The following is a 19,856-nucleotide window of genomic DNA, read 5'->3' on the forward strand; positions in this document are numbered from 1 at the left end:
TCTGCGTCGAAGGAGACTAGTTGTGATTGGAGAGCAAGACGTCCTTGGCTTCATTGATCCGCGCCGCCAGAAAAGACGTGCCGCCGATATCGGGGTGCAGGCGCTGCATCAGGCGGCGGTGCGCCTTGCGGACATCCGCCGCGGCGGCCCCCGCTTCAAGACCAAGGATCTTGTAGGCCTCCTCCTTAGTCATGGCGCCCGAACCTGGCGAAACACCCAGCCCGTCGCCACCATCCGCCTCAGCGTCTTTGCGCCAGATGGGAAATCTGCCGTCAAGATACGTCTCTAGCAACTGGCGGCTCTCCGGGTCCCCGGGGAGTTCGCGATAAAGTTGCTGCAATTCCGCAAGGCTCATCGTGCCAAGCATCTTGCCTTCATGGCGGCCGGCGAGCACGAGCCCCTCCAGATTGCCGGTATCGTGATCAAGCTCCATTTCGAGTGCCGCGGTGCGCACCGTCGAATGCTTGCCCGGCTCCAGTTTCGCTGTCGGCCGCTTCATCCGCATGGAGCCATACCAGGCGAGCGCCGTCGACAGGATCAGGCCGCCGATACCTTCGCGTCCGACCAGAAGCACGGCGACGCCGATCAGCGCCAGCAGGACGGGCCCAAGTGTCCTCATCCCGCTTGCGAGTCTCGCGGGGTCGGCGCGGAGAAAGACCGTGGCCACGCCGAGCAGCACCAAAAGCAACGCCACGAATGCGATAATCGCGCCCATTATTTCCTGCCGCTCCGCAGATGCTCGATCATCAGCCGGTCTTCCGGCCTGCCTCTGGCCTCCAGTGCCTTCAGCCCCCCTGTTGCAAACACGGCGACCGCCGAAAGCAGGCTGGCCAAGGTTGCGGCGGCCCGCCTATCAAATCGGAACCAAGCACCTTTGGACAGCCGCGCAATTTCCTTGAACGCCTTTTCCGCGTCGGCATCATGGCCCTCCTGAAAGACGAAGACCGGAACGCCGTGCAGGCCGAGACTGCCGGCCTTTTCGGCCAGATCGTCTATATTTTCTTCCATTGCATCGCCGATATAGACCAGCGCGTTGACCTTGGCCGCTGCCGTCTGTTTCAGCGCATGAGCGAGCACCTTGCCGATCTGGGTGTGGCCGCTGCGGCATTCGATCCGCGTCAGCAACTGTTTCAGCGCCTCTGTATCGGTGACGAATGCGGATGAGCGGCACTCGCCGAGACCACGAAAATAAACCAATTGAACCTTCAGCGCTCCGGCCTTGCCGACGGCGTCGAACATCTCGCCCTGCAGCGCACATGCGAGGTCCCAGGTCGGCTGGCGGCTCATCGTCGCGTCGAGTGAGAGAATCAGCCTGCCAGAACCGGTTGCGGACGCAGCGAGCGTCCTTGCCTGACGGATAAAGGCGTCGATCTCGCCGGTGCTCGATTGGGGTTCGACCGGCGCAGGATTGGCCTTTGCGGGCACGGGCTGCTTCTTGTCGCTCATGACATTCAAGATGTGGCGTTGTCGCACAGCTTGCAAGCCCAGCTTGAGGCGACCTGGAGGGCCAGCGATCACGGCAGCTTTGAATTTGGGCGCCTTCCTAGAGAAGGCCGAGATCGGCAAGCTCGCGCCTGAGTTTCGGCGGCATCTCGACCAATCCCGCTTTACCCTTGCCGAGGTCGGCCGGTGCGTCCGATGATTTCAGGTAGCGCCAGCCCTGAAAGGCGCGGCGCGGCTGCCATTCGGTGCGCACGACCGCGGGATCGAGCATCAGGTGACAGCGGCCGATGCCCTCGTCATCGGTGAAAGGACGGATTTCCGTGATCAACTGGCGACATTGCACATTGCCCTTGATCACCCAGTAGAGGGAACCGCCATCGGTGACCTCGGCGCCCCGCGTCGGCATCATGCGGGTGGTGTGGTAATGCTCGACCGGTTCACCGGCGCGCTGCCGTTCGTCGAGGCGGAAGGCGATCCACTCTTCGAGATCCTCGACGCTGTCGCAGCCGACACAGAGCTTTATGAGATTGAGAGACATGGACTAAGGTTTAGTCCGGCGTGCGAAGGCGTCAACGGTCGGGTCGACTTTCTCCACAGTGCCAGTGTTCGCAGTGCCAGGTTTGTCTCAGCATTCCACGATATTGACGGCCAGTCCGCCGAGGCTGGTTTCCTTGTATTTCTCGTTCATGTCGAGGCCGGTTTGGCGCATGGTCTCGATCGCGGCATCGAGCGGCACGAAATGAACGCCGTCGCCCTTGATGGCCAGCGAAGCGGCAGTCACCGCCTTGACGGCGCCGAGCGCGTTGCGCTCGATGCAAGGCACCTGCACCAGGCCGCCGACCGGATCGCAGGTCATGCCGAGATGATGTTCGAGCGCGATCTCGGCAGCGTTCTCGACCTGCTCGGGCGTGCCGCCCATGACCGCGCACAGCCCCGCGGCCGCCATCGCCGAGGCCGAACCGACCTCGCCCTGGCAGCCGACTTCGGCGCCCGAGATCGAAGCGTTGGTCTTGATGATGCCGCCGATCGCCGCTGCGGTCAGCAGGAAATCGCGAATGCTTGGCTGGTCGGCCTCGGGATGAAAATGCAGCCAATAGCGCAGCACCGCGGGCAGCGTGCCTGCGGCACCATTGGTCGGCGCGGTGACGACGCGCCCGCCGGCGGCGTTCTCCTCGTTCACCGCCATGGCATAGATCGACAGCCAGTCATTGGCGAGCAGCGGGTTGGGCCGGTTCTGCTGCCACTGCTCCTGCAGCTTGTCATGCAATCGCCGCGCGCGACGGCGCACCTTCAGTCCACCCGGCATGATGCCGTCCTGCGATAGGCCACGCTCGATGCAGCTCTTCATAGCACTCCAGATGCCGTCGAGGCCGGCATCGAGCTCCTCACGCGGCATCTGCGTCTCTTCGTTGACGCGCTTCATGTCGGCGATGGAAAGGCCGCTTTTCGCTGCCATCGACAGCATCTCGACGGCATTCTTAAAGGGGTATGGAACCTTCTTGCCTTCCGTCGTCACCGAGCCCTTCACCTTCATCCGCTGCAGTTCTTCCTCGGAAACCACGAAGCCGCCGCCGATCGAATAATAGATGCGCTTGAGCAGCAGGCGATCGTCGGCATCATAGGCGGAGAAAGCCATGCCGTTGGCGTGGCCGGGGAGCGGCGTTTTGCGGTCCAGCACCAGATCCGTGGCCGGGTCGAAGCGATAGGAGGGATGGCCGGGCGGCAAAATCCGCTTGTCCACGGCAATATGGTCGACGATGCTGTCCGCCTGATCGGGGTCCACCGTCTGCGGCGTCTGGCCGGCAAGGCCGAGCACGACGGCGCGATCTGAACCATGGCCGATGCCGGTATAGGCAAGCGAGCCGTGCAGGCTGGCGGCGACGCGGTCGACCTTGGCGCCGGCCGGGCGTGGCCAGTCATCTCCCGCGACCTCGTCGAGAAAACGCCGCGCAGCCGTCATCGGTCCCATCGTGTGCGAACTCGATGGTCCAATGCCGATCTTGAACAGGTCGAAAACCGAAAGGAACACGCGCCGCTGTCTCCGTACCGAAACCTACATATAGGTATTCCCATGATGTTTCTGCTCTTTTGAAAGTCGCGGCGCTGCACCTGCCGACCTTGTTTGCTCCGGCAGCGACATGGCAGCGTTCAGGCATCGAAGCGACCCCTCCGGCTGTGGTAGAAGACGATGCATGGGCGATTCCTTCCATTTATCGACGGCCGATTTCGCGGCACTGGCCTTCTTCCTCATCGTATGGGTGCTACATACGCTTGCCGCCGACGGAAGGCTGGTCAGCCGCGTGTCGCTGACGACGGCGATGAACGCCCAGCGCGAAGCCTGGATGCGGACCATGGCCGAACGCGAGATCCGTATCGTCGACACCGCCATCATGGCCGGCCTTCAACAGGGAACCGCCTTCTTCGCCTCCAGTTCGCTGATTGCGATCGGCGGCTGTTTCGCCCTGCTCGGCGCCTCCGATCAGGTTCTTTCGGTGCTGAGCGACCTGCCGCTCGGCGCGACATCATCCCGCTCCGCATTTCAGATGAAGGTGTTCGGGTTGGTGCTGATCCTTGCTTATTCCTTTTTCAAGTTCGGCTGGGCCTACCGGCTGTTCAACTATTGCTCGATCCTGATCGGTGCGGTGCCGGTCCCGCATGGCGAGGCTTCACGCAACCCGGTTAGCGAGACGGCGGTATGGCGTGCGGCGCGCATGAACATGCTGGCCGGAAAACACTTCAATTCCGGCCTGCGCGGCGTCTTCTTCTCGATCGGCTATCTCGGCTGGTTCGTCGACCCAATGGTGTTCGTGCTGTCAACGCTGCTTTTGCTGGCGGTTCTGGTGCGTCGCCAGTTCTTCTCGGCGGCGCGGCAAGCCGTGATCGGTCAGCCGCCCGAGCCAACACCCGGTCCGGGGAAAAGCCGATCGATGCGGCCCGACAGCCAATAGGCGACAAGCCCGATCCATTCGCGGACCGCCATGGTAGTGGTCTGCAGCGAACCGAAGGGATCGTCGCGGAACAGGCCGATGCCTTCCTTGCCGGAGGTGCGGTAATCGACCGGCCAGGGAACGGTGGCAAAGCCGACCTTGTCGAAAAGCGCCTTGGCGCGCGGCATGTGGAAGGCCGAGGTCACCAGCAGCCAGGTGTCGCCCGGTTTCGGGGTGACCAGTTCTCGGGTGAAGGCGGCGTTCTCGTCGGTGTTGCGGGATTTTTTCTCGAGGATCAGCCGATCGGCCGTCACACCAAGCGCGGCGAACAGACGCGGCGCTGTCTCTGCATCGCCCTCGCCATCGCCGATCATTGCGATGCCGCCCCCGGAGATGACGACTTTCGCTGTCGGATAATGCCGTGCCAGCACGGCCGCCGCAACCATCCGATCGCCGCTTGCACTCAGTTCATAGCCGCCACGCACGAAATTGACGGCGCCCTCCATGCCGCCCCCCAGCACGACGATGCCATCGACCTTTTCCGGCAGCGGCGGGCGCGGAAAGCGTTCTTCCAACGGATTGAGCAACAGTGCCCCAAGCGAGGTCCAGGTCGAGAGGGCGAGGACGAGAAACGCCAGCCCGCTGCCGAAGGCAAACAGCTTTCTGCGCCGGACCAAGGCAGCAAGCAACGCGACCAGCAGCAGGATGATCGCCAGATTCAATGGCTGGACGAGGAGCCAAAATACCTTGGAAAGATAGTAGAACATCCCTCACCCCTTCAGATGGGAGACGACACTACCACCACTTTTCGGGCTGGAACGTACCCGCCGCCTGTTCGATGATGTGGGCGGTCTGGAACAAAGTTTCTTCGTCGAAGGGCCGGCCGATCAGCTGCAGGCCGAGCGGCAGGCCCTTGGCGTCTAGCCCTGCGGGCACGGCGATGCCCGGCAGTCCAGCCATGTTCACCGTCACCGTAAAGATGTCATTGAGGTACATCTTGACCGGGTCGGCGGCCATGTCCTCGTCGGCGATGCCGAAGGCCGCCGACGGCGTCGCCGGTGTCAGGATGACATCGACGCCGGCCGTGAATGCATTTTCGAAATCCCGCTTGATGAGATTCCGCACCTTCTGCGCCTGCAGATAGTAGGCATCGTAGTAGCCTGCAGAGAGGACATAGGTGCCGATCATGATGCGGCGCTTGACCTCGCGGCCGAATCCGGCGGCGCGGGTCTTCTCGTACATGTCGACGATGTCCTTGCCCGGCACGCGCAAACCATAGCGGACGCCGTCATAGCGGGCGAGGTTCGACGAGGCTTCGGCGGGCGCGACGATGTAATAGGCAGGCAGTGCATATTTGGTATGCGGAAGCGAAATGTCGACGATCTCGGCACCGGCATCTTTCAGCCAGGCAATGCCCTTCTGCCACAGCGCCTCGATCTCCTCGGGCATGCCGTCGACGCGGTATTCCCTCGGGATGCCGACCTTCATGCCCTTGATCGGCTTGCCGATCGCCGCCTCGTAATCCGGCACCGGCCGGTCGACCGAGGTGGTGTCCTTCGGATCGACCGAGGCCATCGATTTCAACAGAATCGCGGCGTCGCGCACGTCGCGAGCGATCGGCCCGGCTTGGTCGAGCGACGAAGCAAAGGCGACAATACCCCAGCGCGAGCAGCGGCCGTAAGTCGGCTTGATGCCGACCGTGCCGGTGAAGGCGGCAGGCTGGCGGATCGAGCCGCCGGTGTCGGTGGCGGTGGCGCCCGCACATAGGAGCGCCGAAACGGCGGAGGCCGAGCCGCCTGACGAGCCGCCCGGCACGAGCTGGGCATTGCGCGCGGTCCGGGTGCCGCCGGCCGAGACAAAACCGCCATCGCCCTGATGCGTGGTCGGCATCACCACCGTGTCGAGGCGCGAACGCCGCCATGGATTGACGACAGGGCCGTAATAGGAGGTCTCGTTGGAGGAGCCCATGGCGAACTCGTCCATGTTGAGCTTGCCGAGCATGACGGCGCCGTCGGCCCACAGATTGGCGGTGACGGTCGATTCGTAGTGCGGCTTGAACCCGTCCAGGACATGGCTGCAGGCCTGGGTGTGGATGCCTTCGGTGCCGAACAGGTCCTTGATCCCGAGCGGAATGCCTTCGAGCGACCCGCCCTCGCCCTTCGCGAGCTTCGCGTCCGAAGCCTTGGCCATGTCGCGCGCCTTGTCGTCGGTAACGACGACATAGGCGTTGAGCACAGGATTGGCGCGCTCGATCGCCTGGAGATAGGCTTCGGTGATCTCGGTTGCGGTGATTTCCTTGGCGCGCAGCTTGGTGCGGGCCTGCGAAATCGTCAGGTGGGTCAGTTCGCTCATCAGGCAAGGCTCTTTTCGTAAAACACCGACCACTCGGAATCAGGATAGTCCAGCACCGGGCCGCAGCGCGAAAATCCGGCGCGTTCATAGACGGTCCACGCCGCCGGATGGCGGTCGCCGGTTTCCAGCACCAAACGCTTCAGCCCTTCATTGCGCGCCAGCGCTTCGATCCGCTCGACGATCCTGGCGCCAATCTTCTGTCCACGATGCGAAGGCCGCGTGTACATGCGCTTGATCTCGCCGACAGCGGCATCGTGGCGCTTCAGTGCGCCGCAGCCGCTGGCAAGGCTGCTGTCACGGGCGATGAAGACAGTCGTGTCGTTGTCGGCCATCTGCTCGACGGTCATGTGGTAGCAGTGTTCCGGCGGTGTCAGTTCGAGCAGCGTGGTGTTGAGTTCCTCGACCAACCCGCGCACATCGTCCTGCAATGGCGTCTCGATGGCGATCTCGATTGCCATCGGCCCGCTACTCCACGACCTTCGGAACGAGGAAGAAATTCTCTTCGGTGGCCGGCGCGTTGGCGACAATGTCGGCCGCCTTGCTGCCGTCGGTGACGAGGTCCTGGCGTTTCTTCATCTCCATCGGAATCACCGAAGTCATCGGTTCGACGCCGGAAACATCGACCTCGTTCAACTGCTCTACAAAGCCCAGAATGGCATTCAACTCACCGGTCATGCGTTCGGCGTCCTCCTCGCTCACCGCAATACGGGCGAGACGCGCGACGCGCTTCACAGTCTTGACATCAACGGACATATATTTGTGCCTCGGGAAAACCAGTCCGCGCTATAGCGGCGCGGCGCGTGCCGCGCAACATGCATCGTGCCGAGAACCGGCCCAGAAGGTCGATGGCTGGGCCACGCCGTCGCAGAGGAAATAGCTGCCGCCTTTGGCATCCTCTAAAAGGTAATCGTCCCGCCGATCTCCGGCAACGCCACCTGCACGCCGGATCGCTCCAACCCCGCTACAAACTTGTCGGCCGTTTGGTCTATGATCGGGAACGTGCCGAAGTGACTGGGGATGACGGTCTCGAACTGAAAGAAGCGTCGGCAGGCAAGGGCTGCCACCGCACCACCCATGGTGAAGCGGTCGCCGATCGGCACGATGCCGATCTTCGGCTCATGCAATTCGTTGATCAGCGCCATGTCGGAAAAGATATCGGTGTCGCCCATATGATAGAGCGTCTTGTCCTCCGGAAAATGCAGGACGAGACCGCCCGGATTGCCAAGATAGGTGTTCTGGCCATTGTCACCCGGGAAGGACGATGAATGCAGCGCCTGGACGAAGGTGGTGGTGAAACCGCCGCAATCGACGGTGCCCCCGATATTGCCGGGATTGATCTTCTTGTCGCTGGCGCCCTTGCCGACCAGGTACATGCAGACCTCGAAATTGGCGACCAGCATGGCGCCGCTTTTCCCAAGCACTTCGAGCGCACCGCTGATGTGGTCGCTATGGCCATGGGTCAAAAGGACATGCGTGACCCCTTCCGCCGGTCCTTCCCAGCCGCCCGTCCATGACGGATTGTCGATCAGATAGGGATCGATAAGGATTTTCGCGTCGGTGGTTTCGATGCGGAATGCGGAATGTCCGTACCAAGTCAGTTTCATGAATGCCTTCCTCGATTCTTGCTTCGCCAAAGGATAGAACGCCGGCAGTGAAATTAAAGTCCCACAGCGTCCTTTGCGGCGTGTAGTCCAAGGAAAGCCGTTGAGCATCATCACCATCGAAGAGTTACCGGCACGGCTCATCGGCGGCAAGACGCTGGCCGGGCTCGACCTCGGCGACAAGACGATTGGTGTGGCCGTGTCCGACAGGGGCTTTGCCTTCGCCCACCCGCGCCCCGTCATCATGCGCAGGAAATTCTCTCTGGATGCCGCAACGCTGCTCGCCTTGCTGCAGAAAGAGAATGTCGGCGCCGTGGTGCTCGGCCTGCCGATCAACATGGACGGGTCAGAAGGCCCGCGCGCCCAGAAATCCCGCGCCTTCGTCCGCAACATGGCTGGGGTGACCGACCTGCCCTTCGTTTTTTGGGACGAGCGACTGTCGACGGTGGCGGCTGAGCGGACCTTGATCGAGATGGATTTTTCGCGCCGCAAACGCGCCGGCAAGATCGATTCGGCCGCGGCAGCCTTTATTCTGCAGGGCGTTCTCGACCGGCTTCAGGCGCTCGGCGTCGATGCCTGGTCGAAATAGCGGTCGCGCATTATCCTGATCCAGCCACCGATCACCCGGCGGCGGCGAAACGCCCAAAACGCCATGAGCAGCAGACTGTCGAGGATGCAGGCCTTTGCCACCATGCCGGGAATGAGCGCCGGATCAATGCCAAGCATTTCCCCATAGAGCTGGAAGACGAGGTCATGCAACTGGCGGCTCAGCATAACGTAGCCGAAATTGATGTCGTTGAGCGACAGGAAGAACCAGCCCCAGAACAGGGCGAGCGGGGCCGCCCATAGCGCGAATAAGGTGCGCATCAGCGGCCATCCCTCAAGTTCGCATCCGGCCTCAAGTTTGTGTCCGCCCTCAAGTTTGTGCCCGGACGTCCGGAAATGCGCGAGAGCGCCGAGTTGTGCGCCGCCGCCTTCGCCATCACATGCGCGGCGTCGCGGATTTCACCGGTGCCGGCAACCGCTGCGGCAAGGGCCGACCGCCGCTCTGCGAGCATGGCGACATAGGACGCCAGCAGTGCCGCCAGTTGCACCGCGACAGCCATGAACAGCCCGTTGACGCCTTGCGTTGCGCCGCCGACGACGATCAGCGACAGTACGCCGGAGGCAGAGATGAAGGCGACCCGCACGACGCCGTCGGTGGCGTCCGGATTTGTCGGGCCGCTAAACAGAGTCTCGACAAAGGCCCAGCAGAACAGCACCGCGACGACAAGCAGCGCTACAGCAAGCGGTGCCACGACGACGGCGTTTTCGAGGTCGGCAAAGCGGGTGTTCTGGACGGCGACGCCGAGCACGCCAAGCGCTGCCGCAACACCGCGATTCCCGTCGATGCAGAGGAACGCCAGCAGGGCGAAAACGACCGCCCAGTGCAAGGCCAGAAAGGAGCTCAATATATGCCGCATGGCGTTCCTGCTTCCGTAAACAGGACAGTGGGCTTTACGGCCCGCCATCGCAATGGAAACCATTTGTTAAGGTTAACGGTCATCCACAGCGGCGACAGACGACGAGAAACCTTCCCGAAGTCCTTCAGGTGACCGGCGGATAGAGGGTGTCGATGATCATGCGCGCGTCATGGCGCGAATCGAGCATGCCATAGGTGTTGCGCCACTGGCCGGCGAGGCGCGTCTCGACGAAGGCGTCGGCGATCCGCCCTGCTCCCAGCCTGCGAAGCTCCGCCGCTGCCGCCGAAAGCGCCAGTTGCTCGGTGAGCAGACGGGCCGAGCCCTCATCGGTTGCCGCGACCTGCATTGCCGCCTTGAGTACACCGACGGTGCCGCGTCCGCCGGCGCCGAGATCGCGATCGATGCCGGCCAGCACCTCCTCGAACAGGCCGGGTGCGCGCCCCAGCACGCGCAGCACGTCGAGCGCCATGACGTTGCCGGATCCCTCCCAGATCGCGTTGACCGGAGCTTCCCGATAGTAGCGGGCGAGCGGCGCCTCCTCGACATAGCCATTGCCGCCGAGGCATTCCATCGCCTCGTAGAGCAGCGGTGGTGCGATCTTGCAGACCCAGTACTTTACGACCGGCGTCATGGCGCGAGCGAAGGCCGCCTCGCCACGGTCGCCGGCCGCTTCGTCGAAGGAGCGCGCCAGCCGGAACGACAGCGCGGTGGCGGCGGCGACGTCGAGCGCCATGTCGGCCAGCACGCGCTGCATCAGCGGCTGCTCGATCAGATTGGTTCCAAACACCTGGCGGTGACGAGTGTGGTGGACGGCCTCGGCCAGCCCGGCACGCATGATCGCCGACGAGGCGATCGCGCAGTCGAGCCGGGTCAGCGTCACCATGTCCATGATAGTCTTGACGCCCGCCCCTGGCTCGCCGACCATCTCGCCGATGGCGTTGACGAACTCCACTTCGGACGAGGCGTTGGAGCGGTTTCCGAGCTTGTCCTTCAGCCGCTGGAAGCGGAAGCCGTTGCCCGAACCATCGCCGAGAATGCGAGGAACGAGAAAGCACGAAAGTCCTTCCGGCGCCTGCCCAAGCACCAGGAACGCATCCGACATCGGCGCCGACATGAACCATTTGTGGCCGGTCAGCCGATAGAAGCTGCTGCCGGCACGCTCGGCCCTGGTGACGTTGGCGCGGACGTCGGTGCCGCCCTGCTTCTCGGTCATGCCCATGCCGAGCGTCAGCCCGGCCTTTTCGACCGGCGGTTTTTGGCTCTGGTCGTATTTGCGTGTCGTCACACGCGGCGCCCATTCGCGAAACAGCTTCGGGCTTGCCATCAGCGCTGCCAGCGATGCGCTGGTCATGGTGATGGGACAGAGATGCCCGGTTTCGAGCTCAGCCGTCAGGTAGAAACGGGCGGCGCGCACCTGATGACGGCGGCCGATCTCGGCGTCGCCATTTTCCCAGACCGACGAATGCAGTCCGTTCGCCACCGACCGGCGCATCAGCGCATGATAGGCTGGATGGAACTCGACCAGATCGATGCGCCGGCCCTGCCGGTCATGGGTCCTGAGCTTCGGCGTCTCGACATTGGCGAGGCGGGCCAGCTCCTGCGCCTCCTGCGTCAGCACGAAACGGCCAAGCCCATCGAGATCCTTGCGCACCGGATCGGAAAAACGCTCGGCAAGCTGGATCAGCAACGGATCTCCCCGCCAGGCGTTGCCGCCTGCCAGCGGCGGCGGCTGGTTGGTCACGTCGTCGGTCACGTCCAATCCTTCTATCGGCAGAAAGGCCTTATCATCACAAGGCCACGAATCCGGAGCCATCAGCTAGATATAGCCCAAGCCGCACAACGCGCGCGACGAAAATACCGGGGAGAAAGGCCACAACCCAAAGCTGGTGCTTGCAGCCAAAGGTCCTCCACCCTATAGCAGCGCCTTGAGATGACCGACGCTTCGTCCCTGCCACTTTATCCCCACCGCCATCTTCTGGGCATCCGCGATCTTTCCCCCGCCGACATCGAGCTTTTGCTGGACAGGGCGGACCGGGCGGTCGCGATCTCGCGGCAGTCGGAGAAGAAGACCTCGACGCTGCGCGGCCGCACCCAGATCAACCTCTTCTACGAAGCCTCGACCCGCACGCAGTCGTCGTTCGAGCTGGCTGGAAAGCGGCTCGGCGCCGACGTCATGAACATGTCGGTGGCCAGTTCTTCGGTGAAGAAAGGCGAGACGCTGATCGACACGGCGATGACGCTGAACGCCATGCGCCCGGACATATTGATCATCCGCCACCAGTCGGCGGGTGCCGCCGCCCTGCTGGCGCAAAAGGTCGGCTGCTCGGTGATCAATGCCGGCGACGGCGCCCATGAGCACCCGACGCAGGCGCTGCTCGACGCGCTGACCATCCGCCGCGCCAGGGGCCAGCTGTCGAAGCTGATAGTGGCGGTCTGCGGCGACATCCTGCATTCGCGGGTGGCGCGTTCCAACATCATGCTGCTCAATGCGCTCGGCGCCCAGGTCCGCGTCGTGGCGCCGTCGACGCTTTTGCCCGCCGGCATCGAGAAAATGGGCGTGATCGTCACCCGTTCGATGGCCGAAGGGCTCAAGGACGCGGACGTGGTGATGATGCTGCGGCTGCAGCGCGAGCGCATGCAAGGCGCCTTCGTGCCTTCGGTGCGCGAATATTTCCACTATTTCGGCCTCGATGCCGAGAAGCTGAAGGCGGCCAAGGACGGCGCGCTGGTCATGCATCCCGGCCCGATGAACCGCGGCGTGGAGATCGCCTCTGAAATCGCCGACGGTCCGCAGAGCGTCATCCAGGAACAGGTGGAGATGGGTGTTGCCGTGCGCATGGCGGTGATGGAAGCCCTGCTCGACCCCCGCCGCAACCGCGAAGTTGCCCAATGAGCACAACGGTCTTCAGCCAGGCCCGCATCGTCGATCCGTCGCGCGGCATCGACGAGGTCGGCACGGTCATTGTCGAGGGCCGCAAGATCGTCGCTGCCGGCAAGGCGGCCTTGAACCAGGGCGCTCCGCAAGATGCCATCGGCATCGACTGCGCCGGCAAAGCAATCATTCCCGGCCTGATCGATGCGCGCGTCTTTATCGGCGAACCGGGCGGTGAACACCGCGAAACCATCGCTTCGGCCAGCGTGGCGGCGGCCGCCGGCGGCGTCACTTCCATCGTCATGATGCCCGACACCGACCCGGTGATCGACAATGTCGCGCTGGTCGAATTCGTGCTGCGCACCGCCAAGGATACGGCGATCGTCAACATCTTTCCGGCAGCTGCGATCACCAAGGGTCTCGAAGGCCGCGAGATGACCGAATTCGGCCTGCTGCGCGAGGCCGGCGCGGTCGCCTTCACTGACGGGCGGCACACCATATCAAGCGCACTGGTAATGCGCCGCGCGCTGACCTATGCGCGCGATTTCGGCGGCGTCATCGCGCATGAAACCCAAGACGCCGACCTCGCTTCGTCCGGCGTCATGAACGAAGGCCTCTACGCCAGCTGGCTCGGCCTTGCCGGCATTCCGCGCGAGGCCGAGTCCATCCCGCTGGAACGTGATCTTGCGCTGGCGCGGTTGACCGGGGGCGCCTATCACGCGGCCAAGCTCTCGACGGCGATGGCGGCAAACGCGGTGACGCGGGCGAAAGCCGACAGCGCGAATGTCACAGCAGGCGTCTCGATCCACAATCTGTCGCTCAATGAGAACGATGTCGGCGAATACCGCACCTTCTTCCGGCTGACGCCGCCGCTTCGCGCCGAGGAAGACCGGCTGGCGATGATCGAGGCGGTCAAGGACGGCACGATCGACCTCATCGTCTCCTCGCACGATCCGCAGGACGTCGACACCAAGCGCCTGCCCTTCGCCGATGCCGCGGCCGGTGCCATCGGCCTGGAAACGCTGCTGGGCGCGGCGCTGCGGCTTTATCACAATGGCGACGTGACGCTGCTTAGGCTGGTCGAGACCTTATCCACCGCGCCGGCAAGATTGTTCGGCCTGCCCGGCGGCACGCTGAAACCTGGCGCGGTCGCCGACCTTGCGCTGGTCGATCTCGGCGAACCTTGGATCGTCAGCGAAGGCGGCATCCGTTCGCGCTCGAAAAACACCTGTTTCGAAGGCGCGCGGCTGCAGGGCAAGGTCTTGCAAACGATGGTGGCGGGCCGCACAGTGTTTTCAGCCTAGGGAGTGTCGATATTCAGGTGACGCCGGCCTGCGAACGGCGGTTTCCTGTGCTTCCGGTACTCACGTACCCAAAGTACGCTGCGTTCCGGTTCTCGGAAACCACTATTCTCGGCTCGGCCTAACCTGAATCTCAACACTCCCTAAAGCCGGCAGTTGGAGTTGGGGGGAACAAATGGCTTACGACATCGTCTTGGCGCTGGTGTTCGGCTATCTGCTCGGCTCGATCCCGTTTGGGCTCCTGATCACCCGCGCCGCCGGCCTTGGTGACGTCCGTAACATCGGCTCCGGTAATATCGGCGCCACCAATGTGCTGCGCACCGGCAACAAGGGCCTGGCCGCCGCCACGCTGCTGCTCGACGCGCTGAAAGGCACGGCGGCCGCGCTGATCGCCGGTCGCTTTGCACCGGAGCTCGGGCCCTGGGCCGGCCTCGGCGCCTTCCTCGGTCATCTCTTTCCGGTCTGGCTCGGCTTCAAGGGCGGCAAGGGTGTGGCCACCTATCTCGGCGTGCTGATTGCTCTTGCCTGGCAGGTTGCACTGATCTTCGCCGTCGTCTGGCTGGCCGTCGCTTTCCTGTTTCGCTACTCCTCGCTGGCGGCGCTGACGGCAGCAGTCGTCGTGCCGATCGCGCTCTATGTCCTCAGCACGTTGCAGGTTGCCGGGCTGTTCGCGCTGATGAGCCTGATCGTCATCATAAAACACCGGGCCAACATTACGCGGCTGCTGGCCGGCACCGAGGGCAAGATCGGGGCCAGGGAGTGAACCCGCGCGCCGCCGGGCCGCGACTCAGCGACCGGCAGCGGTTGAGCTGGCTCCGTTTGATCCGCACGCCGAACGTCGGCCCGGCCACCTTTCGCGACCTGATCAACCGCTTCGGCTCGGCCGAGACGGCGCTCGAGATGCTGCCCGAGCTGATGATTTCGGGCGGCGCCAGAAAGATCGTCCGCATCCCGACGATGGCCGAGGCCGAGGCCGAACTTGAGACAGCCCGCCGGGCCGGCGCCCGCTTCGTCGGCATCGGCGAGTCGGACTATCCGCCGCTGATGAAAAGCATGGACCATCCGCCGCCGCTGCTCGCGGTCAAGGGCGAAGGCGCGGTGTTCCGGCTGCCGGCAGTTGCCATCGTCGGCGCCCGCAACGCCTCGCTGGCCGGTATCAAGATGGCGCGAACGCTCGCCGCCGAACTCGGCCGCGACGGCTACGGCATCGTCTCCGGCCTGGCGCGCGGCATCGACACGGCAGCACATCAGGGCAGCCTTGCGTCAGGCACGATCGGCGTGCTGGCCGGCGGCCTCGACCTGCCCTACCCGCCCGAGAATGCCGGGCTGTGCAACGAGATTGCCGAGCGCGGCGGCGCCATCATTTCGGAAATGCCGTTCGGCTGGCAGCCGCGCGCCCAGGATTTTCCGCGCCGCAACCGCCTTGTCGCCGGTGCAGCATTGGGGCTGGTCGTGGTTGAGGCCGCGCAACGCTCCGGCTCGCCGATCAGCGCCAGGCTTGCCGGCGAGATGGGCCGGCTGGTCTTCGCCGTCCCCGGATCGCCGCTCGATCCGCGCGCCGCCGGCGCCAACGCTCTGCTCAAGGACGGCGCCACCCTGGTCACCGAGGCATCGGACGTTACCAGTGCGATCGCGCCGCTGGTCGGCGTACTGGCACCAAGGACGGTGCCGCTTGGGGAGCCGCCCGACTTTTCGGCAACGCCACCGCCCGGCGAAGACGACCGCGCCCGCGTTATCGAAGCCCTCGGCCCGACGCCGGTGGCGATCGACGAAATCATCCGCCACACCGGCCTGCATCCCGCCCAGGTCTTCATGGTGCTGCTGGAACTGGACCTCGCCGGCCGGCTGGAGCGCCACGCCGGCGGCAATGTCTCGCTGGTTTTCGGGGGTCTGTGACTTTCTGTTGAGCGCGATGGCGTCCGAACCCATGAATCGACAGACAAGAATTTGATGTTTCAAGTCATCGTAGGATGCTTGAGAACACAAAGACTGGCATCTGTTGCCGTTCCGAGAAAGGGCGCAAAAATGCAGTTTGTTTTTGGCGCCGATTGGAGAGTTTTCCGCCGATAGCGCGACCGCTCGACAGATCAAGACAACCTTAGACTTACATCGCTGCTCATGGTAAAAGACAATATCGAATCTGGTTTTATTGCGGTAAGGTGGGGTTCCCATGGGACTTCTCGCAGGAAATAGATCAGGCAAGCGGGTTGCCTTTGTGCTCGGCAATGGTGGCTAGGCTGCAGACCCCCCCCGAATGACGCAGCACAAATGACGATTGCGTTGGATCGGCTGGGTTTCGAAACGGTCTCGCTGACGGAACGGCACGAGCGCCGCGATAAACAATAAGTTCAAAGAATTTGAATCCCTTGCATCTAACGCAAGCATAGGTCTGCTTTACTATTCCGGTCATGGATTGCAGATAGATGGAACTAACTACATAGTCCCGATCGAGTCCGATATAGACAACAATAAGTTTATAGAAGGTTTGATTTCGATCCAGGATTTGACAAGGAGAACAACGGAAAAAGCAGAGATTTCGCTGGTTTTCCTGGACGCCTGCCGGGACAATCCATTCGAGGAAAATGTTAACGCGGAAATCGCCCGCGATGCGGTGGGAAAGGGGATGCCGAAACCGCCACCCAACACAATCGATCCTGGGCTCGCCTTTTCCTCAGCTTCGGCGCAGCAATTTGCTGGGCAGGCCTTTCTCGCTTATGCGGCGGCGCCTGGAAAGGTGGCTTGGCAGGGAACGGGAACCTCGTCCATTTTCACCGAAGGTTTGCTGGCGAATATCGAAACGACGGACCTATCGATAAACAATTTGATGCTGCGCGTCGCCCGCTACGTCCAGGACAAGACAAGCAGCCAGCAGGAGCCTTGGACGTCGTCTTCCTTGCTTGTGCCGTTTTACTTCAGCGCGGGATCGCTGCTTTGGTTTTCTGCCAACCTGATCGGGCTTTCAGCGTTTCTGGTCTCGATCTTGACATTGTGGCTGGTGGTCGCCGACCGTCCCGGCTCGGAATACGTCGTACCGGTCGTTGCCGCGATGTTTGGCGCGTTGGTTTTTTTTCTCCGAGGTTTGGGAAGGCCTATGATTTCATGCGCGGCGAAATCAAGCCGACGAGCCGAGTCAACTGGCCGCGCAGCATGATCGGCGGATATTTCGGTGGTATCCTGGCGGCTCCGATCATCGCCGTTTCCTATTACTACTCCTGGGACAAAACTCAGGATTACCATTGGGCGCCTTTTGGACAGGTTCTCTCCGAAATAACGTTGGCCGCCATTCTGACCGGAGTGGTGCTTGGAGCCTGCTCCATAGTTGCCAAGAATCCGCAATGGTTTGCACGGCCATAGATAAAGTTTGCGCGGTACTGGCTTTTGCTCGGCGGCATTGCGGGAGGCCTGTTGGCCGGTGTGCTGGTGGGACCTCCGATAACCTGGTACTTCGGAATCCAATCCCGCCCACCCGCCACCCCTGCAACGCTGCTGCCGGGTGGCTTGCTTGGAACTGCTGGCATCGTGTTTGCCACGTTGAGTTATAGCTTTGAGAGGACCAACTACCGCAAGCTTGGCCGAAACGCCGTCGTGTCGGTGCTGGCAACGCTTTTCGTATCCCTCGTGAGCGCGATCGGCTTCTACGCCTTCAGCCTTGCCTTTGAACAACTCGTGCTGAGCGCTTTGTACAATACAAGCGTGGCAAATCTGGTCGAAACAGGGCTCATACTCGGCCCTCTGGTCGGGGGTATTCTTGGATTAACCGTCGGATTGGCTCTGCTTTTTGTCACAGATGACTGACAGGATATCCGTATCGGATCACGCCACAGGAGCGGTGACCATCCCATCCCCTCTATCGAGCGGCTCGACTCCGGCACGGAAGACGTTGCTTTTGGCGTTGGCCAGCAATTTGGCTTCGACCCGTCCCGCGCTGGCATTGCCTTCCTTGCGCAACTGTTCCCACCACAGCGCCGCAACGCCTGCGACATGCGGACAGGCCATGCTGGTGCCGCTCATGACGACAAGATCGGTTTTGGTGTTGAACTGAGCTGACCTGATCGATACGCCGGGAGCGGTCAGGCGCGGCATTGTATTCGAAAAATCAGCGACGCTCAGTCCGTCGTCGTATTTCTGAAGGGCTCCCACGGAAATCAAGCCCAACGCGGCAGCTGGCAGCGATACGGCTATCCGGTAGTTCGGCTCTTGCCCCGCTTTGCTTTCGTTACCCGCCGCCGCGACAACGATAGAGCCACTGTTCTGATTTGCCAGCAACCTCACCCGCTGCATCAAATTGTCGAACAGCCGCAGATTGTCCCGGTAACTGACGAGGGCGTCGGACGTGGCCAGGTCGGCCGGCCATCCGTCAGCAACCAGGCCGTTGACGTAACCCGGAAAATCGAAGCCGAGCGACATGGAAATGACGTCCGCGTTTGCAATGATCGCCCATTCCAGTCCTTTGAAAAGCATAGCCGTATCGCCACCACCATCGCTGCGGAGCACTTTTCCGATCAGGGCCCTCTCGACTCCAGGCGCGACCCCGATCCGGAATCCGGCAACATCGCGGCCAAATATCGTCGCGGCGCAATGAGTTCCATGACCTTCTTTGTCGCCGTTGCCTTCCCCGGAAAAGTCCCGTTCCTCGATCATGAGGCCCGCGAAGGCAGCATGTTTGCGATCGATGCCCGTATCCAGCACGGCGACTGTCACTCCGGCGCCGGTGACCGGCGCTTTCAAGGCTCCGACTTCCGCGACGCCCCAACTTACATTGCGGCTGTCGGGCCCGCTGCCGGCAGCGGTCGGTGCAATTAGCGCCGTCGGCATCGGTAGCGCGATGCCAAGCGTACGTTTGTCGCGCCGGGCATCTTCGGCATCCTTGCGATCCACCCCAACGTCAAGTGTGAGGTTGGATTTCATCGCTTTCAGGCTGTTCGCGTGAATCTGGGAGAGGCTCTTGGTGAGGCCTTTCGGCGGGCCAAGCGGGCTGTCCGGGCGAAGCGGTCTCGTTGCGGCGCTATCCGGCTTGCTGGTCAAATCACGCAAGACAATATACTTCGGTTCTTGCCGCATGGCCCCTCCCCTCACTATTGTAATTATCAAAGGAATTCACAGATCCGTTGCGCATTCGGCCAAGCGAACGCGGCAACAAGCTAGTCGTTAGAGAACGTGGTTCAAATCAAAGACGCTTAAAGAGCATTCTCATGGTGACCAAATATAAATACCACAATCGATCCCTACATCCACCTAAATTCTGATGGTTTGCGCCACACCCCAGTCACAGTCCTTCTTCAGCATCTTTCTGCTCGCGTCGAAATCGGCGAGCCGTTATTAGTGACCTAATGCATCTATCGCGGCAGTGATTCCATGAGCGATCTGACCGATAGGCAAGCAGGCAATGTTCACTCGTGCGACCGCCCTTCTTTGGGCGGGCTGAGCGCTGTGCTGGCCCTGCAATGGTCTAGCGAACTCAGCATGCTGAGTTTTCCGGAAGGGGTACATATCGCCCTTCGCAAGAGCGACCAGAACGCTTCTGGGCAGCCTGACCGCGCGGCAGGCGGGCGGGAGTCCCCCAATCTTTGCCTGCAAATCCTGGTCGCCGCGATTCTTACAGTGGCGCCAGTGCTCTTTGTAAGAGATTGTCCGCGTTCTCAGCTATGCAGCATGCCTATGAGGCGCTGACCGAGACAATGAGATGATGGCACGGGCTAGGAGATGCCGCTGTGCTATCGTCTTCCGGCGGGTAGCCATCTGACGCCCGAACAGGAGCGAGGCTTTTGCAGCCGCACAGATCCTGGCTTCGCTCCATCGACCAGTAATTGAATTTTCAATTGCCCGACCTGAGACATAGGTGACGTTTTGTACCGGACACATAGGTAACACTTTTGGCTTTTGGCCGGAGGTGTTGA

General features: G+C 62.3%; 21 protein-coding genes and 1 pseudogene. 9 read left to right on the forward strand and 13 right to left on the reverse strand.

Features of this window, described 5'->3' with window-relative positions; translation table 11 throughout:
• Positions 1-16: 16 nt before the first annotated feature.
• The 4 genes from AC0L25_RS21685 to AC0L25_RS21700 all read right to left on the reverse strand — a co-directional run bounded on the left by AC0L25_RS21685 (position 17) and on the right by AC0L25_RS21700 (position 3,472).
• On the reverse strand, positions 17-715 hold the full coding sequence (locus AC0L25_RS21685) for a DnaJ domain-containing protein (protein WP_473597384.1): 699 nt from the start codon (positions 713-715) through the stop codon (positions 17-19).
• Positions 715-1,446 carry a vWA domain-containing protein gene (locus AC0L25_RS21690; RefSeq protein ID WP_473597385.1) on the reverse strand — a complete coding sequence of 244 codons (732 nt, stop codon included), beginning with the start codon at positions 1,444-1,446 and terminating at the stop codon, positions 715-717. Before AC0L25_RS21690 ends, AC0L25_RS21685 begins: the two co-directional genes overlap by 1 nt.
• 97 nt (positions 1,447-1,543) lie before the next feature.
• Positions 1,544-1,981, reverse strand: a complete 438-nt coding sequence (locus AC0L25_RS21695; RefSeq protein WP_473597386.1) for a DUF1489 family protein — start codon at positions 1,979-1,981, stop codon at positions 1,544-1,546.
• Between the two features lie 87 nt (positions 1,982-2,068).
• Positions 2,069-3,472, reverse strand: coding sequence for an L-serine ammonia-lyase (locus tag AC0L25_RS21700; protein ID WP_473597387.1), 1,404 nt, complete (start codon positions 3,470-3,472; stop codon positions 2,069-2,071).
• 163 nt (positions 3,473-3,635) lie between these two features.
• Between AC0L25_RS21700 and AC0L25_RS21705 the strand changes: the two genes are divergently transcribed.
• Positions 3,636-4,391 (forward strand): DUF599 domain-containing protein, encoded by a 756-nt coding sequence (locus AC0L25_RS21705; RefSeq protein WP_473597388.1) that lies wholly within the window; start codon positions 3,636-3,638, stop codon positions 4,389-4,391.
• Here AC0L25_RS21705 and AC0L25_RS21710 read toward each other — a convergent pair.
• The 5 genes from AC0L25_RS21710 to AC0L25_RS21730 form a co-directional block, all read right to left on the reverse strand.
• Positions 4,328-5,137, reverse strand: a complete 810-nt coding sequence (locus tag AC0L25_RS21710; RefSeq protein ID WP_473597389.1) for a YdcF family protein — start codon at positions 5,135-5,137, stop codon at positions 4,328-4,330. The genes AC0L25_RS21705 and AC0L25_RS21710 overlap by 64 nt on opposite strands.
• 28 nt (positions 5,138-5,165) lie before the next feature.
• Positions 5,166-6,722 (reverse strand): amidase, encoded by a 1,557-nt coding sequence (locus tag AC0L25_RS21715; RefSeq protein ID WP_473597390.1) that lies wholly within the window; start codon positions 6,720-6,722, stop codon positions 5,166-5,168.
• Positions 6,722-7,180: a GNAT family N-acetyltransferase gene (locus AC0L25_RS21720; protein WP_473597391.1), complete on the reverse strand. Its 459-nt coding sequence runs from the start codon at positions 7,178-7,180 to the stop codon at positions 6,722-6,724. Before AC0L25_RS21720 ends, AC0L25_RS21715 begins: the two co-directional genes overlap by 1 nt.
• A gap of 7 nt (positions 7,181-7,187) precedes the next feature.
• The gene (gene gatC / locus AC0L25_RS21725) at positions 7,188-7,475 is read right to left on the reverse strand and encodes an Asp-tRNA(Asn)/Glu-tRNA(Gln) amidotransferase subunit GatC (RefSeq protein ID WP_352934530.1); all 288 of its coding nucleotides are present in this window, start codon (positions 7,473-7,475) and stop codon (positions 7,188-7,190) included.
• A gap of 143 nt (positions 7,476-7,618) precedes the next feature.
• Positions 7,619-8,326: a metal-dependent hydrolase gene (locus AC0L25_RS21730; RefSeq protein ID WP_473597392.1), complete on the reverse strand. Its 708-nt coding sequence runs from the start codon at positions 8,324-8,326 to the stop codon at positions 7,619-7,621.
• A 100-nt stretch (positions 8,327-8,426) separates the two neighbouring features.
• Between AC0L25_RS21730 and ruvX the strand changes: the two genes are divergently transcribed.
• Positions 8,427-8,912 carry a Holliday junction resolvase RuvX gene (gene ruvX / locus AC0L25_RS21735; RefSeq protein WP_473597393.1) on the forward strand — a complete coding sequence of 162 codons (486 nt, stop codon included), beginning with the start codon at positions 8,427-8,429 and terminating at the stop codon, positions 8,910-8,912.
• Here ruvX and AC0L25_RS21740 read toward each other — a convergent pair.
• The 3 genes from AC0L25_RS21740 to AC0L25_RS21750 form a co-directional block, all read right to left on the reverse strand.
• The gene (locus AC0L25_RS21740) at positions 8,879-9,190 is read right to left on the reverse strand and encodes a DUF6105 family protein (protein ID WP_077384057.1); all 312 of its coding nucleotides are present in this window, start codon (positions 9,188-9,190) and stop codon (positions 8,879-8,881) included. The genes ruvX and AC0L25_RS21740 overlap by 34 nt on opposite strands.
• Positions 9,190-9,786: a hypothetical protein gene (locus AC0L25_RS21745; protein ID WP_473597394.1), complete on the reverse strand. Its 597-nt coding sequence runs from the start codon at positions 9,784-9,786 to the stop codon at positions 9,190-9,192. Before AC0L25_RS21745 ends, AC0L25_RS21740 begins: the two co-directional genes overlap by 1 nt.
• Positions 9,787-9,910: 124 nt before the next feature.
• Positions 9,911-11,539: a DNA alkylation response protein gene (locus tag AC0L25_RS21750; RefSeq protein WP_473597395.1), complete on the reverse strand. Its 1,629-nt coding sequence runs from the start codon at positions 11,537-11,539 to the stop codon at positions 9,911-9,913.
• Between the two features lie 177 nt (positions 11,540-11,716).
• On the opposite strand from AC0L25_RS21750, the gene AC0L25_RS21755 reads away from it, so the two are divergent.
• The 7 genes and pseudogenes from AC0L25_RS21755 (at position 11,717) to AC0L25_RS21785 (ending at position 17,754) form a co-directional block, all read left to right on the forward strand.
• A complete protein-coding gene (locus tag AC0L25_RS21755; protein WP_473597396.1) occupies positions 11,717-12,679 on the forward strand; it encodes an aspartate carbamoyltransferase catalytic subunit in 963 nt (320 codons plus the stop codon).
• Complete coding sequence (locus AC0L25_RS21760; RefSeq protein WP_473597397.1) at positions 12,676-13,962, forward strand: dihydroorotase; 1,287 nt, start codon at positions 12,676-12,678, stop codon at positions 13,960-13,962. Before AC0L25_RS21755 ends, AC0L25_RS21760 begins: the two co-directional genes overlap by 4 nt.
• A gap of 172 nt (positions 13,963-14,134) precedes the next feature.
• Positions 14,135-14,722: a glycerol-3-phosphate 1-O-acyltransferase PlsY gene (plsY, locus tag AC0L25_RS21765; RefSeq protein WP_473597398.1), complete on the forward strand. Its 588-nt coding sequence runs from the start codon at positions 14,135-14,137 to the stop codon at positions 14,720-14,722.
• Positions 14,719-15,855, forward strand: coding sequence for a DNA-processing protein DprA (gene dprA / locus AC0L25_RS21770; protein ID WP_473597399.1), 1,137 nt, complete (start codon positions 14,719-14,721; stop codon positions 15,853-15,855). The genes plsY and dprA overlap by 4 nt, the downstream gene beginning before the upstream one ends.
• Before the next feature lie 433 nt (positions 15,856-16,288).
• Positions 16,289-17,110 (forward strand): annotated as a pseudogene (locus AC0L25_RS21775) (caspase family protein); the annotation flags it as partial.
• Complete coding sequence (locus AC0L25_RS21780) at positions 17,107-17,313, forward strand: hypothetical protein (protein ID WP_473597400.1); 207 nt, start codon at positions 17,107-17,109, stop codon at positions 17,311-17,313. The pseudogene AC0L25_RS21775 and the gene AC0L25_RS21780, both read left to right, overlap by 4 nt.
• A gap of 51 nt (positions 17,314-17,364) precedes the next feature.
• The gene (locus AC0L25_RS21785; protein WP_473597401.1) at positions 17,365-17,754 is read left to right on the forward strand and encodes a hypothetical protein; all 390 of its coding nucleotides are present in this window, start codon (positions 17,365-17,367) and stop codon (positions 17,752-17,754) included.
• An 18-nt stretch (positions 17,755-17,772) separates the two neighbouring features.
• Here AC0L25_RS21785 and AC0L25_RS21790 read toward each other — a convergent pair whose 3' ends face one another.
• Complete coding sequence (locus tag AC0L25_RS21790) at positions 17,773-19,020, reverse strand: S8 family peptidase (RefSeq protein ID WP_473597402.1); 1,248 nt, start codon at positions 19,018-19,020, stop codon at positions 17,773-17,775.
• Positions 19,021-19,856 lie beyond the last annotated feature (836 nt).

It is taken from the genome of Mesorhizobium sp. WSM4813 (genome assembly GCF_055811555.1).

What these genes read in the sequence shown, in the direction of transcription:
- AC0L25_RS21705 (WP_473597388.1), top strand. Translation starts at nt 3,636, where the DNA reads ATGGGCGATTCCTTCCATTTATCGACGGCCGATTTCGCGGCACTGGCC.
- AC0L25_RS21715 (WP_473597390.1), bottom strand. Translation starts at nt 6,722, where the DNA reads ATGAGCGAACTGACCCACCTGACGATTTCGCAGGCCCGCACCAAGCTG.
- gatC (WP_352934530.1), bottom strand. Translation starts at nt 7,475, where the DNA reads ATGTCCGTTGATGTCAAGACTGTGAAGCGCGTCGCGCGTCTCGCCCGT.
- AC0L25_RS21695 (WP_473597386.1), bottom strand. Translation starts at nt 1,981, where the DNA reads ATGTCTCTCAATCTCATAAAGCTCTGTGTCGGCTGCGACAGCGTCGAG.
- AC0L25_RS21745 (WP_473597394.1), bottom strand. Translation starts at nt 9,786, where the DNA reads ATGCGGCATATATTGAGCTCCTTTCTGGCCTTGCACTGGGCGGTCGTT.
- AC0L25_RS21730 (WP_473597392.1), bottom strand. Translation starts at nt 8,326, where the DNA reads ATGAAACTGACTTGGTACGGACATTCCGCATTCCGCATCGAAACCACC.
- AC0L25_RS21690 (WP_473597385.1), bottom strand. Translation starts at nt 1,446, where the DNA reads ATGAGCGACAAGAAGCAGCCCGTGCCCGCAAAGGCCAATCCTGCGCCG.
- plsY (WP_473597398.1), top strand. Translation starts at nt 14,135, where the DNA reads ATGGCTTACGACATCGTCTTGGCGCTGGTGTTCGGCTATCTGCTCGGC.
- AC0L25_RS21760 (WP_473597397.1), top strand. Translation starts at nt 12,676, where the DNA reads ATGAGCACAACGGTCTTCAGCCAGGCCCGCATCGTCGATCCGTCGCGC.
- AC0L25_RS21755 (WP_473597396.1), top strand. Translation starts at nt 11,717, where the DNA reads ATGACCGACGCTTCGTCCCTGCCACTTTATCCCCACCGCCATCTTCTG.
- AC0L25_RS21710 (WP_473597389.1), bottom strand. Translation starts at nt 5,137, where the DNA reads ATGTTCTACTATCTTTCCAAGGTATTTTGGCTCCTCGTCCAGCCATTG.
- AC0L25_RS21790 (WP_473597402.1), bottom strand. Translation starts at nt 19,020, where the DNA reads ATGCGGCAAGAACCGAAGTATATTGTCTTGCGTGATTTGACCAGCAAG.
- AC0L25_RS21780 (WP_473597400.1), top strand. Translation starts at nt 17,107, where the DNA reads ATGATCGGCGGATATTTCGGTGGTATCCTGGCGGCTCCGATCATCGCC.
- AC0L25_RS21740 (WP_077384057.1), bottom strand. Translation starts at nt 9,190, where the DNA reads ATGCGCACCTTATTCGCGCTATGGGCGGCCCCGCTCGCCCTGTTCTGG.
- AC0L25_RS21685 (WP_473597384.1), bottom strand. Translation starts at nt 715, where the DNA reads ATGGGCGCGATTATCGCATTCGTGGCGTTGCTTTTGGTGCTGCTCGGC.
- AC0L25_RS21720 (WP_473597391.1), bottom strand. Translation starts at nt 7,180, where the DNA reads ATGGCAATCGAGATCGCCATCGAGACGCCATTGCAGGACGATGTGCGC.